This window comes from Polaribacter sp. MED152, from assembly GCF_000152945.2.
In the GTDB taxonomy this organism is placed as follows: domain Bacteria; phylum Bacteroidota; class Bacteroidia; order Flavobacteriales; family Flavobacteriaceae; genus Polaribacter.
Map to the genome: position 1 here is coordinate 1,218,938 of NC_020830.1, position 24,278 is coordinate 1,243,215.

Genomic DNA, 24,278 nt, shown 5'->3' on the forward strand with positions numbered 1-24,278 from the left:
ACAAATCAAATAAATTTATGCTAATTATTGGAATTGCAGGTGGAACTGGAAGTGGAAAAACTACGGTTGTAAATCAAATTGTAAAAGAACTTCCTACAGATGAAGTTTGTGTAATTTCACAAGATTCATATTACAAGGCAACAGATAATTTGTCTTATGAAGAACGTACAAAAATCAATTTCGATCATCCAAGAGCAATAGATTTTGAGCTTCTTATTAAGCATTTAAAAGATTTAAAAAAAGGCAAAACAGTAAATCAGCCTGTATACTCATTTGTTACGCACAATAGAACCAAAGATATTTTTAAAACCCACCCAAGAAAAGTGGTTATTGTAGAAGGTATTTTAATTTTTAATAGCGAAGAATTAAGAGATTTATTCGATATTAAAATCTTTGTACATGCAGAAACAGACGAACGTTTAATAAGAAGAGTTCGTAGAGATATTACAGATAGAGGTAGAGATATTGATGAAGTACTAAATCGTTATCAAAATACGTTAAAACCTATGCATCAGCAATTTATAGAGCCAACTAAAAACTTTGCGGATATCATCATACCTAATGATAGATACAATACTGTAGCCATAGATATTGTTAGAAGTGTAATTAACGAACGTTTGTAAATGAGCTTTTTTCAAAAATTAAAAAATAACGCCATCTTTAAATTCTTTACAAATATTTTTGTAATAATTTTAATTCCGTTTATCATTTGGATGTTATTTTTTGATGAAAATTCTTATTTAATTCATCGTAAATTTAATAACGAAATCGAAGATTTAGAAAGTACCATTTCTTTTTATCAAGATAAAATTGCAAAAGACAAAGAAACTATTAAAAAGCTTCAAGATTCTTTAGAGTTAGAACGTTTTGCAAGAGAAAAATATTTGATGAAAAAAGAAAATGAAGATATTTATATTATTGAATTTGATACCATAAAAGAATAATGAGTAAATTTCTATTTGATGAATTTGAACCTGTATCAGCAGCTACTTGGAAACAAAAAATTCAGGTAGATTTAAAAGGTGCAGATTATAATAAAACATTACTATCTAAAACTGATGAAGGGATAACGATAAAACCTTTCTACACCAAAGAAGATAGAAGCAACACAAACATAGCTTTACCTAAAAATGGGTTTAATATTTGTCAAACTATTTTTATTGATGACGAAAAAATAGCCAACTCTTTAGCTTTAGATGCGTTGAAAAGAGGTGCAAATACTATTCAATTTAAAGCAACAAAACCATTCAATCCAAAACCTCTACTTAAAGGTTTTCCAGGTAAAACTATATTATACTTTAAGTTAAACTTTTTAGATGCTGACTTTATAAACCAACTTTCTGAATTTTGTGATGATAACAACACTTATATTCAAACAGATATTATTGGTAATTTAGCTGAAACTGGCAATTGGTTTACAAACTTAAATGACGATCATAAAAAATTAGAGGCAATTGCTATAAATGCAAAGAATTGCATTACTGTTTCTGCAGATTTATATCAAAATGCAGGTGCAAATTGCACCCAGCAACTAGCATATGCATTAGCACATGCAAATGAGTATTTGAATCATTTAGGTAAAGATGCAGCCAGTAAAATTAATTTCAGTTTTGCAGTAGGTAGTAATTATTTTTTCGAAATCGCCAAATTAAGAGCTTTTCGAATTTTATGGAGCGCCCTTCTTAACGAGTATGATGCAGCCAACCAAACAGCACACATTTTTACACAACCTAGCTTGCGCAATAAAACATTATACGATTATAATGTAAATATGCTAAGAACAACCTCTGAATGCATGAGTGCAATTTTAGGTGGTTCAAATACCATTTCTAACGTTTCTTATGATGAAATATATCATAAATCTAATGAGTTTGGAGAGCGTATTTCTAGAAATCAACTGTTAATTTTACAGCAAGAAAGCTACTTTAAAGAAGCACAAAGTTTTGCAAATGGTGCTTATTATATAGATTCAATTACGAATCAACTAGCAGAAAAAGCTCTTGATATTTTTAAAAATATAGAAAAAACAGGTGGATTTTTAAAACAGTTAAAAGAAGGCACCATCCAAAGAAAAATAAATGAAATCGCTGCTAAAGAAGAAGAAAATTTTAGTACTAATAAAACTGTTTTATTAGGTACAAATTTACAAATCAATGCAGATGATAAGATGAAGCACGATTTAGAATTGTACCCTTTTGTAAAGCAAAGAAATATAAAAACATTAATCACTCCAATTGTTCGAAAACGGCTTTCTGAAACAGTTGAAAAAGAACGCTTAAACAATGAGTAGAAAAGATGTTTCAAATATAAAAATACCAGAGAGCAACAAAACAAATTCTGATGGTTACAAACATGAAGATTTTGTGGCTGGAATTGCTCCTAACTTAAGAGGCCCATATTCTACAATGTATGTTCGCAGGCCATGGACTATTAGACAATATGCAGGTTTTTCTACTGCAGAAGAAAGCAATGCTTTCTATAGAAGAAATTTAGAAGCAGGTCAAAAAGGGCTATCAGTCGCTTTTGATTTAGCTACACATAGAGGTTACGATTCAGATCATGAACGTGTGCAAGGAGATGTAGGTAAAGCTGGTGTTGCTATTGATTCTGTAGAAGACATGAAGGTTTTGTTTGATAAAATTCCATTAGATAAAATGTCTGTTTCTATGACAATGAATGGAGCAGTTTTACCAATTTTGGCTTTCTATATTGTAGCTGCAGAAGAACAAGGTGTAGCTCCAGAATTATTATCAGGTACAATCCAGAATGATATTCTAAAGGAGTTTATGGTAAGAAACACATACATCTACCCTCCTTCTCCTTCTATGAAAATTATTGCTGATATTTTTAAATATACCAGTAGTAATATGCCGAAATTCAACTCGATTTCTATTTCTGGCTATCACATGCAAGAAGCAGGTGCTACTGCAGAAATTGAATTGGCATACACTCTAGCTGATGGTTTAGAGTACATTAAGAAAGGAATTGAAGCAGGTATGGATATAGATACTTTTGCGCCAAGGTTATCTTTCTTTTGGGCAATTGGTATGGATCATTTTACAGAAATTGCTAAACTAAGAGCTGCAAGAATGCTTTGGGCTAAAATTGTAAAACAGTTTAATCCAAAAAACCCAAAATCTTTAGCACTAAGAACTCACTGTCAAACAAGTGGTTGGTCTTTAACAGAACAAGATCCGTTTAACAATGTAGCCAGAACCACAATAGAAGCAATGGCTGCAGCATTTGGTGGCACACAAAGTTTACATACAAATGCACTGGATGAAGCAATTGCGTTACCAACTGATTTTTCAGCTAGAATTGCTAGAAACACGCAAATATATCTACAACAAGAAACTCAGATTACCCAAACTGTAGATCCTTGGGCTGGTAGTTATCACGTTGAAAAACTAACAGAAGAAATTGCAAACAAAGCATGGAACCTAATTCAAGAGGTAGAAGAATTAGGAGGCATGACTAAAGCTATTGAAAAAGGAATTCCTAAATTAAGAATTGAAGAAGCTGCTGCTCAAAAACAAGCAAAAATTGATAGTGGACAAGATGTAATAGTTGGGGTAAATAAATATCAACTAAAGCAAGAAGATCCTTTGCATATCTTAGAGGTAGATAATGAAGCTGTGCGTAAATCTCAAGTAGAAAGATTAACAACCTTAAAAGCAAATAGAGATACAAAAAAGGTTGAAAACTGTTTAAAAGATTTAACTCAGGCAGCGAAAACTAATGAAGGTAATTTATTAGATTTAGCTGTAAAAGCCGCAAAAAACAGAGCTACTTTAGGTGAAATTTCTGATGCTTTAGAAGAAGTTTTTGGCAGACACAAAGCTGTAACTAAAACCATATCTGGTGTGTATAGTAAAGAAATAAAAGACGATAAACTTTTTAAAGAAGCTGCAGATTTAGCGAATAAATTTGCAGAATTAGAAGGTAGGCGTCCAAGAATAATGATTGCTAAATTAGGGCAAGATGGACATGATAGAGGCGCAAAAGTAGTGGCTACTGGATATGCAGATTTAGGTTTTGATGTAGATATTGGACCATTATTTCAAACACCTCAAGAAGCAACAAAACAAGCTGTTGAAAATGATGTACATATACTAGGAATATCATCTTTAGCTGCAGGTCATAAAACGTTAGTTCCGCAAGTTATTGCAGAGTTAAAAAAATATGGTAGAGAAGATATTATGGTAATTGTTGGTGGAGTAATACCTGCACAAGATTATCAATATTTATTTGATGCAGGTGCAGTAGGCGTATTTGGTCCTGGTACTAAAATTGCACAAGCTGCCATTGATTTAATTAAAATACTAATGGATAGTATTGCAGAGTAAGTAAAAACTGAAATGAATTAACTTTATTTCTTTTTACGTTAATTCAGGTTGTAAATAATTACCAAATTTGTTAAAAATCATTCATTATGGCTATTTTAGGAAACATCATTAAAGGAGTAATTAATTTAACAGACAGTTTATCATCTGAAGTTGATCATGTAGAAGCTCAAGAGAAAATGTTAAGAACTTTACTTGAAACTGCGAAAGACACTCAATTTGGTAAAAAATACAATTTTAAAACTATTCTTTTAAGTGATGACATTTGCGAATCTTTTGCAGATGTAGTTCCTTATTTCGATTATAATAAAATTAACGAAAAATGGTGGCATAAATTACACGAAGGTCAAGTAGATGTAACTTGGCCAGGAACACCTTCTTACTTTGCCTTAAGTTCTGGAACTACAGGAAAAAGCAGTAAAAGAATTCCGGTTACAGATGCAATGATTGATGCCATAAAAAGCTCTGGAATTAAACAAGTACTTTCTTTAAATCATTTTAATTTACCATCAGACTTTTTCGAAAAAGAAATAATGATGCTGGGCAGTTCTACTGATTTAAAAGAAAAAGACGATCATTTAGAAGGAGAGATTAGCGGAATTAGTGCAAGTAATATTCCATTTTGGTTTAAAGGATATTATAAACCAGGAGAAGAAATTGCAAAAATTGATGATTGGGATGATCGCGTTTTACATATCGCCCAAAATGCTAAAAGTTGGGATATTGGAGCTTTAAGTGGAATACCTGCTTGGATTGAATTAATGTTACAAGAAGTTATTAAATATCACAATCTAAATAACATTCATGAAATTTGGCCTAATTTGCAAGTGTACACATCAGGTGGAGTTGCATTTAGTCCTTATGAAAAAAGTTTTAAAGCGCTATTAGGTAAACCTGTAACTGTTATAGATACTTACCTAGCATCTGAAGGATATATAGCTACACAAACCAGACCAGAAACTGATGCTATGCAGTTGAATACCGAGAATGGTATATATTTTGAGTTTGTACCCATGAATCCTGATTATATTAAAGCGGATGGTTCAATAAAGAAAAATGCGCCTTCATTAACCTTAAAGGATGTTGAATTAGACCAAGATTATATTTTAATTATCAGCACAGTTAGTGGTGCTTGGCGTTATTTAATTGGCGACACAATTGCATTTACAAATATCGAAAAGGCCGAGATTAAAATTACAGGTAGAACAAAATTCTTCTTAAACACAGTAGGTTCTCAACTATCTGTAAATAAGATGGATGATGCCATGAAAAATCTAGAAGAAAAATTCAACACAAAAATCACAGAATATACCATTTGTGCAAAACGTTTTGAAGATGGCGAATTTTATCATTCTTGGTATATAGGTGCAGACATTAACGCTAATGATGAAGAAATTGCAAATTCATTAGATGAATTTTTAAAAGACGCGAATAAGAACTACAGAGTTGCCAGAAGCAAAGCTTTAAAAGGCGTTAAAGTAACTGTAATACCTGTAGACAAGTTTTATGCTTGGAGCGATTTAAACAAGAAAAAAGGTGGCCAAGTAAAAATGGCGCGTGTAATGAAAGAAGATAAATTTAAAGAATGGGAAGAATTTGTAAACAACTAATTTAGAACCAAAATATAACGTAGATGAGCAATTGGGTGAATTAGCAAAAAAAAGAATTAATGAGGAAGCCCTAGCTTAATCATTAATTTAATCTTAAGAAAAGCGACCTTAAATAGGTCGCTTTTTTTATCCGTTTTTGTTATTCAATTAAAGAATTGTATCATTAAAAAGCTGTATTTTTAACTACACCACCAAATTAGTTTTAATCATTTTAAATTAAAACCTAAATCACTCAAAAATAGTAATTTATGTCTTTTGAACGCACTTTAGAGAAACTAAAAATACTAGCAGACGCTGCAAAATATGATGTTTCTTGTTCTTCAAGTGGTAGCAAAAGATCTAATAAAAATAAAGGTTTAGGAGATTCTACAGGAATGGGTATTTGCCATTCTTATACAGAAGATGGCAGATGCGTTTCTTTACTAAAAATTCTATTAACCAATTACTGTATTTTCGATTGCGCTTATTGCGTTACTCGAAAAAGTAACGATGTAAAAAGAGCCGCTTTTAAAGTTCAAGAATTGGTTGATTTAACTATTAATTTCTATCGAAGAAATTATATTGAGGGTCTTTTTTTAAGTTCAGGTATTTTTAAAAGTGCAGATTATACCATGGAACGTTTGGTAGCAGTTGCCAAAAAGTTAAGATTAGAAGAAAATTTCAATGGTTATATTCATTTAAAATCCATTCCTGGTGCTTCAGATGAATTAATGCGTGAAGCAGGGTTGTACGCAGATAGATTAAGCGTAAATATTGAAATCCCTACAAAAAGCGGCTTAAAATTATTAGCTCCAGACAAGAATTTTGATGATTTTATAAAACCTATGGAAAAGGTTAAAAATGAAATTATTCAATATAAAAGTGAAAAGAAAATTATAAAAAGTACACCCAAATATGCTCCTGCAGGCCAAAGTACACAAATGATTGTAGGTGCAAGTGGAGAGAATGATTTTCAAATTTTAAAAACGGCAGAACATTATTATAAAAACTTCAACTTAAAAAGAGTCTATTATTCTGGCTATGTGCCAATTTCTTATGATGATAGATTACCTTCTATTGGAAGTAAAGTACCTATGTTGCGTGAAAATAGATTATATCAATCAGATTGGCTAACCCGTTTTTACGGATTTCAAACTAATGAAATTGTAAATCAAAATCACCAGCAATTAGACTTAGATATCGATCCTAAATTGAGTTGGGCTCTGCGCAATTTGCACGAGTTTCCTGTGGATGTAAATAAGGCTGATAAAAGAATGTTGGCTAGAATTCCTGGAGTTGGTATGAAATCTGTATCTAAAATTTTAATGGCAAGAAAATACAGAAGGTTAAATTGGGATCATCTCAAAAAAATAGGAATTGCATTTAACAGAGCGCAATATTTTTTAGTTTGTGATAGCAATCTATTTGAACGAAGAGATTTAACCGCAGAAAAAATTAAAGCAAATATTTTAAGAAATTCTAACAGTAAATACGATAAGTTACTTAGCCCTCAATTAAATCTTTTTAGCTAAATGCAACCTAAAACTTTAATTTACGATGGTAGTTTTGAAGGTTTTTTATCTTGTGTTTTTTACGTTTTTGAATACAAATTACAACATGTAACCATTCAAAATGAGTTTGTACAACAAAATGATTTGTTTGCTGAACAGGAAATTATTAGTACAGATAAACAAAAGTCAGATCGTGTTTGGAAAGGCTTAAAAAGTAAAGCATCAATAAAATCATCTACTAAAATCTATTACGCGTTTTTAAGTGAACTACCTAAAGTAGAAAATGTATTGCTAGACTATATTCAATATATTTTTAACAGTACACAAAAAGTAGATACCGATTTTACGCAGCCCAGTGTTTTAAAAACCTCGCAAATTGCAAAAAATGTAAGCAGAGAAAAGCATAGAATGGAAGCTTTTGTTCGTTTTAAACTCACTAAAGACAACATTTATTTTGCAAATATTGAGCCCGATTTTAATGTTTTACCATTAATTGCAAAGCATTTTAAAAGCAGATATGCAGATCAAAAATGGGTTATTTACGATATTAAAAGAAATTATGGTTTGCATTACGATTTAAAATCCTTAGAGTTTATGAATATGGAATTCCCTAAGAATTTCGATTTTACGAAAACTGATACAGACTTTTTTAGTGATGAAGAATTTGATTTTCAAAAATTATGGCAAGACTATTTTGACAGCACAAATATTAAAGAACGTAAAAACATGAAATTGCATGTAAGACACGTTCCTAAACGTTATTGGAAATATTTAAGTGAAAAACAACCTAACTTATAATCTATCAACAAATCCCTTAGCCCAATCTTTAATTCTTGGCCCAAAGCATTCTAAGATAGCATCTACTCCAATAACACTTCCTTTTGCCAATCTTCCTAAAACAGCAATGGGAATTTCTCTATTTTCATCATCTAAAACAATAGTAGCATCTGAATTTGTTTCTATACCCAACTTAGAATGCACAGGCTGTAATAGGTCATCATTTAATAAATTCATGATTAATGGTGTTGTAACTTCTAGCAATTTAGGTGCACTTAAAACACTGTTTATAACAACCTCGCAATTTAATCTAGCATCACCTTTTTCAAACCTCCAATAATCTTTATGTGCAGTAATTTTTGGATCATCTACAAACCTAAAGTCTAAAATTTGAGCTTCATACAAGGCAATTAACTGCTGCATACTTTTTATGGGTGGCCCATAAGAATACCTTTTCATCAATTCATCAAACTGAATGACATCTGCAAAAAGCGAGTCTTCCACTGCTGCATGCGAAAAAGCTGCATATAAAGTGGGCTGTAAATGCCTAATTACTTGGCCAACACAAAAATCTAGAGAAATTTCAATTTCGTTGGCAGCCATGCTTACATAATTAGTTAGTAACGAAATAGTATTTCTTTCTGTATTTAACAAACACTCATGTTTATGCTTTTGATTTTCAAACCACATCAACAAGGTTTTTATTAAGTTTTCTGAAGAATCAGAACATTCAATCTTATTTTCTAATCTATTATAAACGGCCACTCCTATTTCAGCAAATAGTTCTTTTAAGAAGTTTGCATTTTCTGCTTTCAATTTTCCATTAGCATATTTTAATACAACATTTTTAAATCTTTCTTTTTGCTTTTTTGATGGGATAAATTGATGATCTATTTCTTCATTTAAAGGCTTAGGAACCATTGGCAAACCATCTAAAGAATAAGGTATAATTTTTTCAGCAACATTCTTAGAAGTAATGAATTTTGATGCAAATGTATTTTTATTCGAAATTTCAAACCTCCCTCCTTTTTCTATAGTTAAAGCTCTTACAGCATCTATCATTGCCAAACCAAAACCTCTAATTGCAATGTTTTTAGATTTACTTGTAGCATCTGATTTAATTATTTTATAAATCGGATACGTTTCAGAAAAGAAAGTTTTATTGCTTTCCAAACTATCCACTTCAAAAGATGTCAGGTCTTCAGAAAGTTTTGTTGGTTGATGACCTATGGTTAACAAAACCTCATCACTTTTATAGGTAGCTCCAGTCAAATCTACTAACTCAAAAATAGTATCTACACATTTAATTTGAGTTACAAAGGTTTTATGCAGTTTTACCAATTTGTGCTTTTGCAATATTTCTACAATTGATTGCGCTCTTTCTTTTAAATACTTTCCTATGTCTCTTCTTGGAGGGAATTGGTCTGGCAAATGTTTTAATGCTTCTTGTTCTTCTGCAGATAGTGAGTTGATGTAAGAAGGAAAAGCTGGTATTGTTAGGTTTTCAAAATTTATTTCTGGTCTTCCTTCCAAATTTCTAAGTGCTCTAACTGTAATATTGGTCCAGTTTACTGTAGATTGTTTTGTATTCCAAACTTGTCCTGCACCCAATTCATCTTCATTTTCAAATATGTGAACCTCTATATCTGATTTATTTTTTTTAGATAGCTCTAAAAAAAGCATTTCTAGAGCATGTAATCCTCTAGGTCCAAAACCAATTATCGCTAACTTTTTCATGAATTTATTTTAAGGAAAATTAATCAAAAATAGCTGATACATTGTTAAGAAATTAACTCAATTCAGAATTAAATGAACGCATCTAAAAAAAAACCAAAATCCTCTGTAATCCTTTAAAATTAACACTTTTTTGTACTTCCTAATAAAATTTTTGAGCTCAAATTTTCTTAAATTAGAGGAAAATTTACACATGAAAATGAAAACATCAGACTTTATAATTCAGGCTTTAGAAAATGAAGGCGTAGAATATATTTTTGGATTACCAGGAGAAGAAAATTTAGATTTGTTAGAGTCCATAAGAAAATCAGATCAAATAAAATTAATATTAACGAGACACGAACAAGGTGCAGGTTTTATGGCAGCCACTTATGGAAGGTTAACTGGTAAATCTGGAGTTTGTATGTCTACATTAGGCCCAGGAGCAACAAATTTAATGACACCTGCTGCTTATGCGCAATTAGGTGCAATGCCAATGGTGATGCTTACAGGCCAAAAACCAATTAAAGAAAGTAAACAAGGTAAGTTTCAGATTGTAGATATTTTAGAAATGATGCAACCTTTAACCAAGTTCTCTAAGCAAATTACTTATGGTAAAAATTCTGGAGCTATTATAAGAGAGGCTTTTAGATTATCTCAAGAAGAAAGACCTGGTGGAGTTCATATAGAAATTCCTGAAGATGTTTGTAAAGAAGAAGTAGCAAAACCTCACTTTTTCAATATTGTACATTCTAAAATACCATCTGCAAACTTAGCATCTATTTCTAATGCAGAAAAAATGATTAGTGCAGCCAAAAAACCTTTATTGCTTATTGGTGCAAGCGCTAACAGAAAGAGGGCAAGTGAAGCACTTACCAAATTTGTAAACACCTTAAAAATTCCGTTTTTTAATACACAAATGGGTAAAGGAATTATTGATGAACGAAATGAATTGTATTTAGGAACTGCTGCACTTTCATCTAACGATTTTATACATGAAGCCATAGAAGAGGCTGATTTAATTATAAATGTTGGTCATGACACAATAGAAAAGCCACCTTTTATTATGGATGCCAATGATAAAAGAAAAGTAATTCACATTAACTTTTTTGCAGCCGAAATTAACGAAGTGTATTTTCCTCAACTAAATGTTATTGGTGATATTGCTTATAGTATTGAAAAGCTGATAAATGAATTAAAACCTTGTGCTGGTCAATGGAACACAGATTTCTATTTAAACGTAAAGAAAAATGTTGCCAATCATTTATCAAAATATGAAGAGGATAATCGTTTTCCTATTTTACCTCAACGTTTGGTAAAAATTACAAGAGATATTTTAAAGGATGAAGATATTGTTACCCTAGATAATGGAATTTATAAAATTTGGTTCTCAAGAAATTATCCTGCTTACGCTCAAAATACGCTTTTGTTAGACAATGCTTTAGCAACAATGGGTGCTGGTTTTGCTTCTGCAATTATGGCCAAAGAATTATACCCAAATAAAAAGGTAGTTTCTGTAAATGGAGATGGTGGCTTTATGATGAATTCACAAGAACTAGAAACTGCCATTAGAATGCAATTAGATCTTGTAGTTATCATTTTAAATGATAACGCTTATGGAATGATTGAATGGAAACAAGAAGGAGAAGGTTTCCCAAAATACGGGTTGGAATATCAAAATCCAGATTTTATAAAGTATGCAGAAAGTTTTGGTGCCCATGGTTACAGACCAAAATCTGTAAAAGACTTTCAAGATATTTTTGAAAAAACTTTGAATACAAAAGGTGTTCATGTAATTGATTTGGCTGTAGATTACTCTTTAAATCATAAAATTTTAAACGTACTATTAAAAGAAAAAACTAAAAACTAGACTTATGAAAAAAGTAACCACAATAAACCCTGCAACTGAAGAAGAGATTGCAAGCTATAATAGATTAAATACAGAAGTAGCTTTAGCAAAAGTTAATAAAGCAAATGAGGCATATAAAAGTTGGAAGAAAACCTCTTTTGAAGAACGCTCTAGACTAATGAGCAAATTGGCTGATATCTTTGAAGAAAATAAAGAAGAATATGCGCAATTAGCAACTCAAGAAATGGGAAAAATGATAGGGCAATCTAGAAGTGAAATTGAAAAATGTGCAAGAATTTGTAGATATTATTCAGAAAATATTGATGAATTATTGGCTGATGAACCTATAGAAACTGAAGCTAAAAAGAGCTATGTTACTTATCAATCATTAGGAGTTGTATTGGCTGTAATGCCTTGGAACTTTCCATTTTATCAAGTAATTCGTTTTGCTGCACCAGCAGTAATGACAGGTAATACAGGTGTTTTAAAACACGCTTCTAATGTGCAAGGTTGTGCATTTGCTTTAGAGGACGCTTTTAAAAAGGCTGGTTTTCCAGAGGGAGTTTTTACCAACTTAAATGTAGAATCAGATGATATTAAAGCCATTATAGAAGATAAAAATATTGTAGCTGTTACATTAACAGGTAGTGAACCTGCAGGAAGGTCTGTAGCAAAAATTGCAGGAGAAAACTTAAAGAAAACAGTATTGGAATTAGGAGGTAGTGATGCTTACATCATTTTAGACGATGCAGATTTAGAAAAAGCAACTGATTTAGCAACTTATGGTAGGCTTCAAAACAATGGTCAAACGTGTATTGCTGCAAAACGTTTTATAGTTTTAGAAGAAATTTATGATGATTTTCTAGCGCTTTTTACAAAAAAGATGAAAGAAGCTAAAATGGATGACCCCACCAATGAAGAGGCTTATTATGGGCCAATGGCTAGAGTAGATTTAAGAGACGAAATACATGAACAAGTAGAAAAAACAATCAAAGAAGGTGGTAAGCTAATATTGGGTGGTAAAGTCCCAAACCTAAAAGGTGCTTACTATCCTGCAACCATATTAGCCGATTTAAAGCCTGGAATGACTGCTTTTGATGAAGAATTATTTGGCCCTGTTGCTTCTGTAATTAAAGCAAAAAATGAAAAGGAAGCCATTGAATTAGCTAACAACTCAACCTTTGGTTTGGGTTCTGGAGTTGTAACTGGTAATTCTGAACGTGGAGAAAAAATTGCACTACAATTAGAGGCAGGAAATAGTTTTGTAAATAAACTAGTAGCTTCAGATCCAAGATTACCTTTTGGTGGAATTAAAAATAGTGGATATGGACGAGAATTATCAGACTTCGGAATTAAAGAATTTGTGAATACCAAATCCATTTGGATTGACTAATAACCATAAAAAAACCTTTGCAATTGCAAAGGTTTTTTTCTTTCTTAAATTTTAAAACATTATAGTGCTTTTTCAATTTTTTCAGCCATTTTATCTCTGTCTTCAACTAAGAACATAATTTCTTCAGGAGATAAATAATATTTACGCATTCGCTCTTTATATACCTCAGAAATTTCAGCATGATTCAAAATAAAGTTTTTTGTTTTTAAAATATATGATTCCATTTTATGTTTTACAGCAAAACTATCTGCAGCTCTCTCTGCTTCTACAATATGATTTTCAGAAAACAAATATTTTAATCCAAACCAAATTAAGTTCAATTTACTTCGATCTTGGTAATCCATTATATGACCCAACTCATGACCTATCCAACCAATAAAAATATCATCTGGTATATCTAGTGTTGAGAATTCTTTATCAGAAATTTTAAATTTTTTACTAATTAAAATTAAAAATTTACGTTTCTCTTTAGGTTTAAAAAAGCTATCAAAAGTAGGTCTAGCCTGCATTGTAGATTTTTTAATATTCTTCTTTATTTTAAACTCTATATATATATCATCCAGTTGAGGATAGTATTGCAAAGCCACTTCTACTCGCGTTCTAATTTCCTCAGGAATTATATGATTTTTATTCATAATTTAAATTCATTTTTAATACTTAAATATAGGGTTATCTAGCCCTTTTTTTGTGCTTTTATGCTTAAATTTGTAACTCTTATAAAAGCTTAATTTTTTCTTATGAAAAACTTTTTAAACTTCCTTTATTCTACACGTTTAATGGCAATTTTATTCATCTTATTTGCAGTAGCAATGGGTGTTGCCACTTTTATTGAAAACGATTATGGAACGCAAACTTCTAAAGCCTTAGTTTATAATGCATGGTGGTTTGAAGTAATAATGGTGCTATTTGTCATTAACTTTTTTGGTAATATTTTTAGATACAGGTTATATAAAAAAGAAAAGTGGGCAACCTTAATGTTTCACATTGCCTTTTTATTTGTAATTATTGGTGCTGCTGTAACCAGATATATAGGTTACGAAGGTATTATGCTAATTGATGAAGGTGAAACTACAAACACGTTTTTATCTGAAACGACTTACGTAAATGTTATTGTTGATAATAATGAAGTTCAAAAAAATGTACATGAACCTATTTTATTAAGTGCTTGGGGTTCTAATTCTTGGTCTTATTCAGACGATTTTAAGGGTACAGATTATTCAATTGATTTGGTAGACTATATTCCTTGGGCAGAGCAAAAATTAGTAGATGATGAAAATGGTGTTGAGTATTTATTCTTGGTAGAGTCTTCTAGTGGAAATAGACATGAACACTACATAAAATCTGGAACAGTTTCCAATATCCACAATATTTTAGTGGGTTATAATGCTAAGGATGACAATGCTTCTATAAACATTTTTAAAAGGAATGATTCTTTAAAAATTAAAACAAAATTTGATGGTAATTATAAAATAATGGCCACTTTAACAGATGGTGTTGTTAAAAAGGATAGTGTACAGGAATTTAATTTACGTTCATTGTACAATGTTGCAGAATTGCCATTTGTAGTGCCAGAATTGCCTAAAAAAGGAATCATGAAAACCTTAAGTGGTGCTAAAGACGATGAAAAATTGGATGTTATTGTGGTTGATGTAACTACAAATGACCAAACCAAAAGAGTAGAATTAACTGGTGGTAAATTTAATGTAGACAATTCACAAGAATTTACGTTAGAGGGTTTAAATTTTAGAATGTGGTATGGGGCCAAAATTTTAAATGCACCATTTAGCATTAAATTAAACGACTTTCAGTTAGAAAAATATCCAGGTTCAGAAAGTGCAGCCTCTTACGCAAGTGAAGTAACTGTCATAGACAATGAAGAATCTTTTGATTACCGTATTTTCATGAATCATATTTTAGATCATAAAGGGTATAAGTTTTTTCAATCGAGCTATGATTTATCAGGAGAAAGAGAGCAAACACACTTATCTGTAAATCACGATTGGTGGGGTACATTCATTACCTATTTAGGATATTCTTTACTGTATACAGGTATGATTTGTATTTTCTTTGCTAAACATACTCGTTTTGATACCTTAAAAAAATCACTAAAGAAGATTAGAACTAAAAAAACAACAATGTCTTTAATTACTGCATTGTTTATTTCTTCTTTTGCCATTGCTCAAGATGCAGATCATGATCATTCAGATCCAAATCATGTGCATGAGCCAGCCAAAACAGAGGTTGTTACTCAAAAAGCAGATCCTCATAAGGTAAATAGAATTACTAATGCACAAATTGATTCTATTTTACAAGCCAATAAAATATCTTTAGAACATGCAGAGGAGTTTAATAAACTTGTAATTCAAGATGCAGGAGGTAGAATGAAACCTGCACATACATTTGCTTCAGAATTAGTTCGTAAAGTAAGTCAGGCAGAAACGTTGCATGGCATGCAACCAAGTCAGGTTTTACTATCAATTATAGAAAACTCTAGACTTTGGTATGAAGTTCCTTCTGTCTATTTAGAAGAAGAAAACATGAAAATTCGTGAGCAATTAGGTCTTGCTGATACTACAACCTATGCTCGTTTATCGGACTTTTTTACAAATAGAGGTGAATATTTAATTCGTGAGCAAGTGGCTGAAGCTCAGAAAAAAAATGTGCAAAATAAATTTGAAAAAGATTTAATTAAAATTGATAGAAGAGTTGGTTTATTGTATTCGGCTATTGGAGGTGGAATTTTAAAAATTTACCCTATTCCAGGTGACGAAAACAACAAATGGATTTCTCAACCAGAAACTTTGATGGAAAAAGGTTTTAAGGCTGCAGACACCATTTTTGTACGTAAATCGCTTCCATTATATGTTCAGTTATTACAAACTGCAAAAAAAACAAACGATTATACAAAAGCAAATCAAGTTTTAGATGGAATTAAAAAATTCCAAAAAACCTATGGTGCAGAAGTTTATCCTTCAGAAGATAAAATTGAACTTGAAATTGCCTACAATAAATACAACATCTTTAAAAAGTTAGTTCGTTATTATGGCTTTATGAGTTTATTACTTATTGGTTTTGTAGTTGCACAAATTTTTAGTTCTAAAAAATGGATTAATTATGTAGTAAAGGTTCTTATTGGACTAACAATTGGATTCTTTTTATTACATACTGGAGGTTTAATTGCAAGATGGTATATTAGTGGAAATGCACCTTGGAGTAATGCCTATGAATCTATTATTTATGTAGCCTGGACAACCATGCTTTTCGGATTTTATTTAGGAAGAAAATCAGCATTAACCATTGCAGCAACCACTTTTATTACCTCAATTATATTATTTACAGCAAGTATGAACTGGTTAGATCCAGAAATTGCAAACCTACAACCTGTACTTAATTCATGGTGGTTATTGGTGCATGTATCTATCATTGTAGCAAGTTATGGGCCTTTAACTTTAGGTATGATTCTTGGAATTTTCTCTTTGTTTTTAATTCTATTCACCAATAAAAACAACAAGAAAAAAATGGATCTTAATATTAAAGAGATTACCATTATTAATGAAATGGCTGTTACTGTTGGTTTGGTAATGCTAACTATAGGAAACTTTTTAGGTGGTATGTGGGCCAATGAAAGTTGGGGTCGTTATTGGGGTTGGGATCCTAAAGAAACTTGGGCTCTAATTTCAATTATGGTATATGCTTTTGTATTACATATGCGTTTAATTCCTGGTTTAAGAGGTAGATATACCTTTAACTTATGGACGATTATCGCCTATGCATCTATTATGATGACATACTTTGGAGTAAACTTTTATTTATCTGGATTACACTCTTATGCAAGTGGAGATCGTGTAATTACACCAGGTTCTGTTTACTATTCTGTAGGTTTTGTAATCATTTTAGGCACACTTTCTTGGTTTAAATACAAGAAATACTATAAGAAGTAAGGCTATTTCTTATAAAAATGTATTTTTGCATTTCAATTTTAATCACTAAAAACAGACAATGTTTAATAAAAATATAAAGTTAGTATTAGCAGTCCTTATTTCTGTATGGGCAGTTTATGAATTTTCGCAAGGAAATATTTTAAATGGAATTTCAATTCTTTTATTGGCAGGTATTTTTGTATTGCTATATTTTAAGAATGAGTTTATTTTATTGGCGTTTTTACAATTGCGTAAACAAAACTTTCCTGCAGCTCAAAAATGGTTGAGGTACATTAAAAATCCTGAGGCTGCTTTAACTACAAAGCAACAAGGTTACTATAACTATTTACATGGTATTATGCTTAGTCAAACTAACATGACTCAAGCTGAAAAATATTTAAGAAAAGCAGTACGTTTAGGTTTGGCTATGGATCATGATTTAGCCATGGCAAAATTGCAGTTAGCAGGTATAGCTATGACCAAAAGAAGAAAGCGTGAAGCAACTAATTTAATGGCAGAAGCTAAAAAATTAGACAAACATGGAATGCTTAAAGAACAAATGACCATGATGAAACAGCAGATGAAGAAAATCTAAGTTTCATATTTTAAAACATAAAAAAAATCCGCTTATAGCGGATTTTTTTTATGTTTTACTATTAAGATTATTTTAATCTTGTTAGTGTTAAATCTGGATTGTATTGCACAATATACAAACCTCTATTTTCGGTATTGCTATCTCTATAATCGAATCGTGTATCAACTCGTTGAGAAACACCTTCATCAAATGTTTTCTTTAAATCTTTACCAGAAGCCAATCGCATTAAAATATCAAAAGTAATGTCAAAACCTTTTGTTGCATAATAAGAAGGTAATGTATTATTTTTTCTCTTAAACTGCTTGTTAAAAACTCTAGAAGCTAAAGACGAGGTATCATCAAAATCATCACTTACAAAGGTAAATCCTAATTTTGCTAATTTTCTGTTATCCACATTATCGTAAACTCTACCTTTATTAAAGGTAAACACCTTTGCTGTAGTTTCTTCTGGCAAACTAATTAGGCTGTTAATTACATCCGAAACTACAATATTTTTGTCTGTAGCAATGACAACCCAGTTATTTGTGTTTGGTTGTAATACTTCTAAAAATCGATCTTTTTGAATGAATCCTTCTGTTGGAGATAATACATGCACATTGCTAATAAATGCCCCAGATAATAAAGAAGCTTTCATTTTGTTTGCTGTTAGTATGGAAGAAGCTTTCTCATCGCTTACAATAATAACATTACCTACAATTAAATTTTCTTTGATATATCTTTCTAGTTCTTCTCTAAAAACCTTTTTGTCTGGAGAAGTTTTAATGATATTAGAAGCATAGAAATTGACTTGATCATCTGAATAAACAGGATACACAATTGGAGTGCTAACATTAGAAGCCAAAGTTTTTACCTCTTCTGAATATAAAGGACCAATGATTACATCATTCTTATTTAAGTTCTCTTGGGTAATGATGCTATTAAATTGATTACTTCTTCTGTTTCCAGTATCGTAGACATTCAATTCAACAGCTACACCTCTACTTCTTAAAGAATCTACTGCTATTTCTGCACCTAAATAAAAATCGGTTGCAATGTTTACGAGCGTAGCATTTTTGGCAAATATGTCTTTTAATTCAAGCGTATCTGCCTCAAACTTATTGGCTCTAAAAGGTAAAAGCAAAGCTGCTTTTATTTCTTGTCTTGGTTTAATGTAATCTAAATACATAAACTCATCAGCATTTACAACCTTAGAGATTCGCTTAATTTTTAAACTCATTCCTTCTTTTAAACCCTCTTTTAATTCAGGGTTTAAAACTAAAAGTTGCTCTTTACTTACGTCGTACAAATTGGTTAAACTGTAAAAAGTATCGCCTTTTTGAACTTCATAAATTACAAACATCTTTTTTAAATCGTCTGTAAGCTCATTATTTACGTTTAAACTATCTAAGGTAATTTCTGTATCTAAAGAAATATCAGTAATATCCTCTTCGTTAGCCTCTACCTTATTTTTAAAATTGTTTAGCTTGTTTTCTGGAACAACAATAAAAGTATTTGGTTTGGGTTCATTCACAACATCCGGATTTAAACGAATTAAATCTTTAGTTTGCATATTTAACTTCTGAGCAATTTTGCTCATAGTGTCACCACTTTTAACCTTATACTGTATGTATTTTTTTTGTTGTCCACAAGAAACTGTAAACGTTAAAATACATAAGAAAACAAAAAACTTTAAATGCTTCATATATGTTATTCCCATTCTATAGTTGCAGGTGGTTTAGAGCTAATATCATACACTACTCTATTTACACCTTTTACTTGATTGATTATTTTGTTTGATGTTTTTTGCAAGAATTTATAAGGTAAATCTACCCAATCTGCAGTCATTCCATCAGTACTTTCTACGGCTCTTAATGCTACTACTTTTTCATAGGTTCTTTCATCACCCATAACTCCAACTGAGTTTACAGGTAATAACATTGCTCCTGCTTGCCATACTTTATCGTATAAACCATCTTCTCTTAAACCATTAATGAAGATTGCATCTACTTCTTGCAAAATACGAACTTTTTCTGCAGTCACATCTCCTAAAATACGAATGGCCAAACCAGGCCCTGGAAAAGGATGTCTGCCTAACAATTGCTTATCAATTCCCATTGATGCACCTACTCTTCTTACCTCATCTTTAAAAATCATTCTTAATGGCTCCACAATTTTTAACTTCATAAAATCTGGCAAACCACCAACATTATGATGACTTTTTATGGTTGCTGAAGGTCCTCCGTTTACAGATACAGATTCAATAACATCTGGATAAATAGTTCCTTGAGCTAACCATTTTACATCTTTTATTTGATGCGCTTCATCATCAAAAACATCAATAAATGTATTACCAATGGCTTTTCTCTTTGCTTCAGGATCACTTAAGCCTGCTAATTTGGTTAAGAAACGTTCTGAGGCATCTACACCTTTAACGTTTAATCCCATTCCTTCGTATTGTTTTAGTACACTTTCGAACTCATTTTTTCTTAAAAGTCCGTTATTTACAAAAATACAATACAAGTTTTTGCCAATAGCTTTGTGCAATAAAACAGCTGCTACAGAAGAATCTACACCACCTGAAAGCCCTAAAACTACTTTATCATTACCTACTTTTTCTTTGATAGCATCTACTGTACTTTCTACAAAAGAATCTGGTGTCCAGTTTTGTGCTAGACCTGCTATATCAACTAAAAAATTTGCTAATAATTGTTTACCATCTGTAGAATGATACACTTCTGGGTGAAATTGAATTCCGTAAGTAGTTTCACCCTCTATTTTATACGCAGCATTTTCTACATCTGAAGTACTTGCTAATAAAACTGCATTGGTTGGTAATTCTTTAATTGTATCTGAATGGCTCATCCAAACCTGGCTACCTTCTACTATATTTCTAAAAAAACTTTCGTCTTTTTTAATGTAAGATAAGTTTGCTCTACCATATTCTCTAGTATTAGATTCTGCAACTTTTCCTCCAGAAAAGTGAGCCAAATACTGAGCTCCATAACAAACTGCCAACATTGGCTTTTTACCTCTAATTGCAGATAAATCTGGATGTAATACTAGCTCGCCTCTAACTGAATTAGGGCTACCTGATAGTATTACCGCTTTAAAATTATCTACATTGTCTGGTAAATGGTTGTAAGGATGAATTTCACAATAGATGTTTAATTCTCTAACTCTTCTCGCAATTAATTGAGTGTATTGCGAACCGAAATCTAAAATAAGTACGTTGTGTTGTTGCATGCGCAAAAATAATATTTTGATATTAGATTTAGCATATATACATATTAGAATTTTACAAACTTTTAGAATTTGCTAATGATTGCCTAGAATTTGTAGACAATAGCATTGATATTCATACCTGCACCAACAGAAGCTAAGATTACAACATCGCCTTTCTTTACTTCTTGATTTTCTATTTGCCCTTTTAAAACCAAATCTAATAAAGTAGGTACAGTAGCTACAGAGCTATTACCCAATTTATGAATACTCATAGGCATTACACCTTCTGGAATTGGTGTTTTAAACAGTCTGTAAAAACGTTTAATAATGGCTTCATCCATTTTTTCATTGGCCTGATGAATGAATACTTTCTTAACATCATCAATTTGTAAACCACTTTTATCTAAGGCCAATTTCATTGCTTTTGGTACATGCGTAATTGCAAATTCATAAATTTTACGACCATGCATTTTTATATAACGTACATCCCTATCATTCTGTGGATTGTAAGAACCTCCAAAAAATAAGTAATTTGCCTCTTCTTTTGCAAAAGTTTGTGAAGCATGACTTAAAATTCCTGAATCTTTCTCTGTAGTTTGTTCCACAATACAGGCACCTGCTCCATCACTATAAATCATAGAATCTCTATCATGTTTGTCTACAACTCTAGATAATGTTTCTGCACCTATAACTAAACATTTTTTAGCAATACCTGCTTTTATAAACGCTTGAGCCTGAATTACACCTTCTATCCAACCAGGGCAACCAAAAAGCACATCATATGCTACACAATTAGGATTGGCAATTTGCAATTTTGCTTTCACTCTGGTAGCTAAACTTGGTAGTGTATCACCTTGAATAGCTCCTGGTTTTACATCACCAAAATTATGAGCAAAAATGATATAATCTAATTCCTCTGGATTTACTTTTGCATCTGCTATTGCTTTCTCTGCAGCAAAAAATGCCAAATCTGAAGTGTTGTAAGTTTGCTTTGCATACCTTCTTTCTTCAATACCTGTAATTCCTTTAAATTTCTCAATGATCACAGTATTGGTAGCCTCAAATTTTGAACCATCATTATTCAAAAAATCAAAATCTAAAAAGTCGTTATTTGCCTTTTTTAATGAAGGAATAAAAGTACCTGTTCCAGTAATTTTTGATGAAATCATTTTGTTTTTATTTTTCTAGGTCGAATTTACAACAATGAACCTACAATTATTTACTATGCATGCATAGTAATGGAAAAGTCAAAAAAGGCTTTTAAAAAAATAGTATTTATAAAAAATAGCCTAATTATTTAAACATATTCATCTTAAGCTTCATCACTGTTGCAATTGAGCTTGCCCTATTTTTCATTAGCCTAGCTTTAGCACCATTAAAATTGGCATCAATTACCTCAAAAAAATACGATATCCAAATGTCAAAATGCGCCTTTTTAAATGCCATTTTTGCATTCAATTTAAGATGTTTTTGCATCACATTTTCTTGATAACTTAACGAATCAAAAAGAATATCATTCCAAAATTTAGTGATAGATTCAAGATGGACATCCAATTGATTTTCAGTTACAATTTCCTTGAAAAATGGACTCATAGATGCATCACTCAACAATTTCTTATAAAAGGAGGTTATGATGAAATGAATATCCGCTTTTGATGATATATCAGGCTTCATTATAAGTAAGAACTGTCAAAAGAAAACGGAAGTAAAGAAGCAAGAGAATTGGTTTTAATTACTTCACCTATTTCTCCCATAAACAGAATTGAAAAGGATTGTTTTTGTTTCATTTCATATTCAGATAATGATTGTCTGCAAGCACCACAAGGACCTACAGGTTTATCTACTTTAGAAATAGCGGAACTAGCAGAAATAGCCAACTTTAATACTTTCATTTCTGGATATTCAGATCCAGCTCTCCAAATAGCCACTCTTTCTGCACACATACCTGAAGGATAAGCTGCATTTTCTTGGTTATTTCCCAAAACAACAACTCCATTATCTAACAACAAGGCTGCACCAACACTAAATTTAGAATAAGGAGCATAGGCTTTTTTTCTTGCCTCAATTGCTTTATCCATAAGCTGTTTGTCTTCCTTGTCTAACTCAGAAATGTCATTATATACTATTGCAGAAGATTTTATTTCGATATTTTTCATATGTGTAAAAGTCAAAAAAAGCAGCCTGATTAGACTGCTTTATTATTTTTTAAATCTACTAAAAAAAACTGAATTCTAGTAGTTGTCGTAAATTTCTCCTAAATCGAAAGATAAAGTAAAGCGTAATGAGTTTTCTAATGGATTATTCACATCAGAAGAATTTATCAAATAGGATAAATCTACGTTTAAAGCATTGGTTTTAAAGCCAGCACCTAAAGTAAAATATTGTCTGTTTCCTTTATCTTGACTTTCATGAAAGTAACCAGCTCTTAAGGCAAATGCATTGTTGTATAAATATTCTGCACCTAGTGCATAAGTAATTTCACTTAATTCTTCACTAAAGCCTCCTGGAGCATCTCCAAAAGAACCAAAAATACCCTGAATCCAACCTTTTTCTTCATCAGAACCATCAGGTTGTGGAGTTGGTACTAATAGTTTGGTAAACTCTACATTGGTAGAAATGATATTATAATCGTCTAAAATAAAATCAAAACCACCCCCTACTTTTAAATTTGTAGGTATAAAATCTTCTTCACCAGGTGTATAAGAAACTTTAGGACCGATGTTTGCAATGTTAAATCCTAAACGATATCTACCATTAAAATTCCCATAGTTTTCTTCATAAGATTGATAGTAACCAGAAACATCTACTGCAAATGAATTTACGGGTTGTAAAGTATTACCAGCTGTACCATTAAAAGCGAGGTTAGATCTTATATATTTTAAACCAACTCCCATAGAGAATGTTTCACTTAACTTTAAAGCATAAGATCCTGAGAATACAAATTCATTAGGATTTATGGTTCCATTTGGGTTACCTTGATTATCTGTCAAATCAATTTGGCCAAGACTAAAATATCTAAATTCTGCACCCCAAGCTGCATTTTCACTAAACCTATTGATGTAAGAAGCTGCACCTACAAAAATATCATCAGTTAAATTACGTAACCAAGGTGAGTAGGATAAGCCTGTTTTTATTTGTCTGTCTCCAAAAGCAGTTTTTGCAGGGTTATGAAATAATGACCAAGCATCTGCAGAAGTGGCAACACCCATATCTCCCATACCTCCTGCTCTTGCATCTGGCACAATTAATAAAAACGGAGTTGCAGTTGTAATACCACCTGTTTGTTGTGTGTTGGTTTGTGCACCCACTTTAACCCCTACTAAAGCACAAAGTGCAATACAAATACTTAATTTTTTCATTTTCTTCTTTTGACGATTGATTACAAAT

The 24,278-nt window shown here is 31.4% G+C and carries 19 protein-coding genes; 11 read left to right on the forward strand and 8 right to left on the reverse strand.

Annotation, left to right across the window (positions count from 1 at the left end):
• The first annotated feature begins 17 nt into the window (after positions 1–17).
• The 7 genes from udk to MED152_RS05465 all read left to right on the forward strand — a co-directional run bounded on the left by udk (position 18) and on the right by MED152_RS05465 (position 8,241).
• Positions 18–623: a uridine kinase gene (gene udk / locus MED152_RS05435; protein WP_015480858.1), complete on the forward strand. Its 606-nt coding sequence runs from the start codon at positions 18–20 to the stop codon at positions 621–623.
• On the forward strand, positions 624–944 hold the full coding sequence (locus MED152_RS05440) for a septum formation initiator family protein (protein ID WP_015480859.1): 321 nt from the start codon (positions 624–626) through the stop codon (positions 942–944). It abuts the gene before it with no gap.
• Positions 944–2,290: a methylmalonyl-CoA mutase subunit beta gene (locus MED152_RS05445; protein WP_015480860.1), complete on the forward strand. Its 1,347-nt coding sequence runs from the start codon at positions 944–946 to the stop codon at positions 2,288–2,290. The genes MED152_RS05440 and MED152_RS05445 overlap by 1 nt, the downstream gene beginning before the upstream one ends.
• Positions 2,283–4,346: a methylmalonyl-CoA mutase gene (scpA, locus tag MED152_RS05450; protein WP_015480861.1), complete on the forward strand. Its 2,064-nt coding sequence runs from the start codon at positions 2,283–2,285 to the stop codon at positions 4,344–4,346. Before MED152_RS05445 ends, scpA begins: the two co-directional genes overlap by 8 nt.
• An 86-nt stretch (positions 4,347–4,432) precedes the next feature.
• Positions 4,433–5,953 (forward strand): GH3 auxin-responsive promoter family protein, encoded by a 1,521-nt coding sequence (locus MED152_RS05455; RefSeq protein ID WP_015480862.1) that lies wholly within the window; start codon positions 4,433–4,435, stop codon positions 5,951–5,953.
• Positions 5,954–6,201: 248 nt separating this feature from the next.
• A complete protein-coding gene (locus MED152_RS05460) occupies positions 6,202–7,464 on the forward strand; it encodes a putative DNA modification/repair radical SAM protein (protein WP_015480863.1) in 1,263 nt (420 codons plus the stop codon).
• Entirely contained in the window at positions 7,465–8,241 is a 777-nt protein-coding gene (locus MED152_RS05465) for a TIGR03915 family putative DNA repair protein (RefSeq protein ID WP_015480864.1), read from the forward strand.
• On the opposite strand, the gene MED152_RS05470 is transcribed toward MED152_RS05465, so the two are convergent.
• Complete coding sequence (locus MED152_RS05470; protein WP_015480865.1) at positions 8,236–9,957, reverse strand: FAD/NAD(P)-binding protein; 1,722 nt, start codon at positions 9,955–9,957, stop codon at positions 8,236–8,238. The genes MED152_RS05465 and MED152_RS05470 overlap by 6 nt on opposite strands.
• Positions 9,958–10,147: 190 nt before the next feature.
• On the opposite strand from MED152_RS05470, the gene MED152_RS05475 reads away from it, so the two are divergent.
• Together MED152_RS05475 and MED152_RS05480 are read left to right on the forward strand one after the other, a co-directional pair.
• Positions 10,148–11,803 (forward strand): acetolactate synthase large subunit, encoded by a 1,656-nt coding sequence (locus MED152_RS05475; protein ID WP_238559161.1) that lies wholly within the window; start codon positions 10,148–10,150, stop codon positions 11,801–11,803.
• A 4-nt stretch (positions 11,804–11,807) separates the two neighbouring features.
• The gene (locus tag MED152_RS05480) at positions 11,808–13,175 is read left to right on the forward strand and encodes an NAD-dependent succinate-semialdehyde dehydrogenase (protein WP_015480867.1); all 1,368 of its coding nucleotides are present in this window, start codon (positions 11,808–11,810) and stop codon (positions 13,173–13,175) included.
• Between the two features lie 59 nt (positions 13,176–13,234).
• Here MED152_RS05480 and MED152_RS05485 read toward each other — a convergent pair whose 3' ends face one another.
• Positions 13,235–13,810, reverse strand: coding sequence for a hypothetical protein (locus MED152_RS05485; protein WP_015480868.1), 576 nt, complete (start codon positions 13,808–13,810; stop codon positions 13,235–13,237).
• Between the two features lie 102 nt (positions 13,811–13,912).
• Here MED152_RS05485 and ccsA point away from each other — a divergent pair, with 102 nt between their 5' ends.
• Positions 13,913–17,116 (forward strand): cytochrome c biogenesis protein CcsA, encoded by a 3,204-nt coding sequence (gene ccsA, locus MED152_RS05490; protein ID WP_015480869.1) that lies wholly within the window; start codon positions 13,913–13,915, stop codon positions 17,114–17,116.
• Positions 17,117–17,174: 58 nt separating this feature from the next.
• Complete coding sequence (locus MED152_RS05495; protein WP_015480870.1) at positions 17,175–17,690, forward strand: hypothetical protein; 516 nt, start codon at positions 17,175–17,177, stop codon at positions 17,688–17,690.
• Between the two features lie 67 nt (positions 17,691–17,757).
• On the opposite strand, the gene MED152_RS05500 is transcribed toward MED152_RS05495, so the two are convergent.
• The 6 genes from MED152_RS05500 to porV form a co-directional block, all read right to left on the reverse strand.
• Positions 17,758–19,266 (reverse strand): LysM domain-containing protein, encoded by a 1,509-nt coding sequence (locus MED152_RS05500; protein WP_238559162.1) that lies wholly within the window; start codon positions 19,264–19,266, stop codon positions 17,758–17,760.
• Positions 19,267–19,376: 110 nt separating this feature from the next.
• Complete coding sequence (guaA, locus tag MED152_RS05505) at positions 19,377–20,912, reverse strand: glutamine-hydrolyzing GMP synthase (protein WP_015480872.1); 1,536 nt, start codon at positions 20,910–20,912, stop codon at positions 19,377–19,379.
• 83 nt (positions 20,913–20,995) lie between these two features.
• Positions 20,996–22,060: a 3-oxoacyl-ACP synthase III family protein gene (locus MED152_RS05510; RefSeq protein WP_015480873.1), complete on the reverse strand. Its 1,065-nt coding sequence runs from the start codon at positions 22,058–22,060 to the stop codon at positions 20,996–20,998.
• A 124-nt stretch (positions 22,061–22,184) separates the two neighbouring features.
• Positions 22,185–22,565 carry a group III truncated hemoglobin gene (locus MED152_RS05515; RefSeq protein ID WP_015480874.1) on the reverse strand — a complete coding sequence of 127 codons (381 nt, stop codon included), beginning with the start codon at positions 22,563–22,565 and terminating at the stop codon, positions 22,185–22,187.
• The gene (gene cdd / locus MED152_RS05520) at positions 22,565–23,047 is read right to left on the reverse strand and encodes a cytidine deaminase (protein ID WP_015480875.1); all 483 of its coding nucleotides are present in this window, start codon (positions 23,045–23,047) and stop codon (positions 22,565–22,567) included. Before cdd ends, MED152_RS05515 begins: the two co-directional genes overlap by 1 nt.
• A 75-nt stretch (positions 23,048–23,122) precedes the next feature.
• Complete coding sequence (porV, locus tag MED152_RS05525; RefSeq protein ID WP_015480876.1) at positions 23,123–24,250, reverse strand: type IX secretion system outer membrane channel protein PorV; 1,128 nt, start codon at positions 24,248–24,250, stop codon at positions 23,123–23,125.
• Positions 24,251–24,278: the final 28 nt, after the last annotated feature.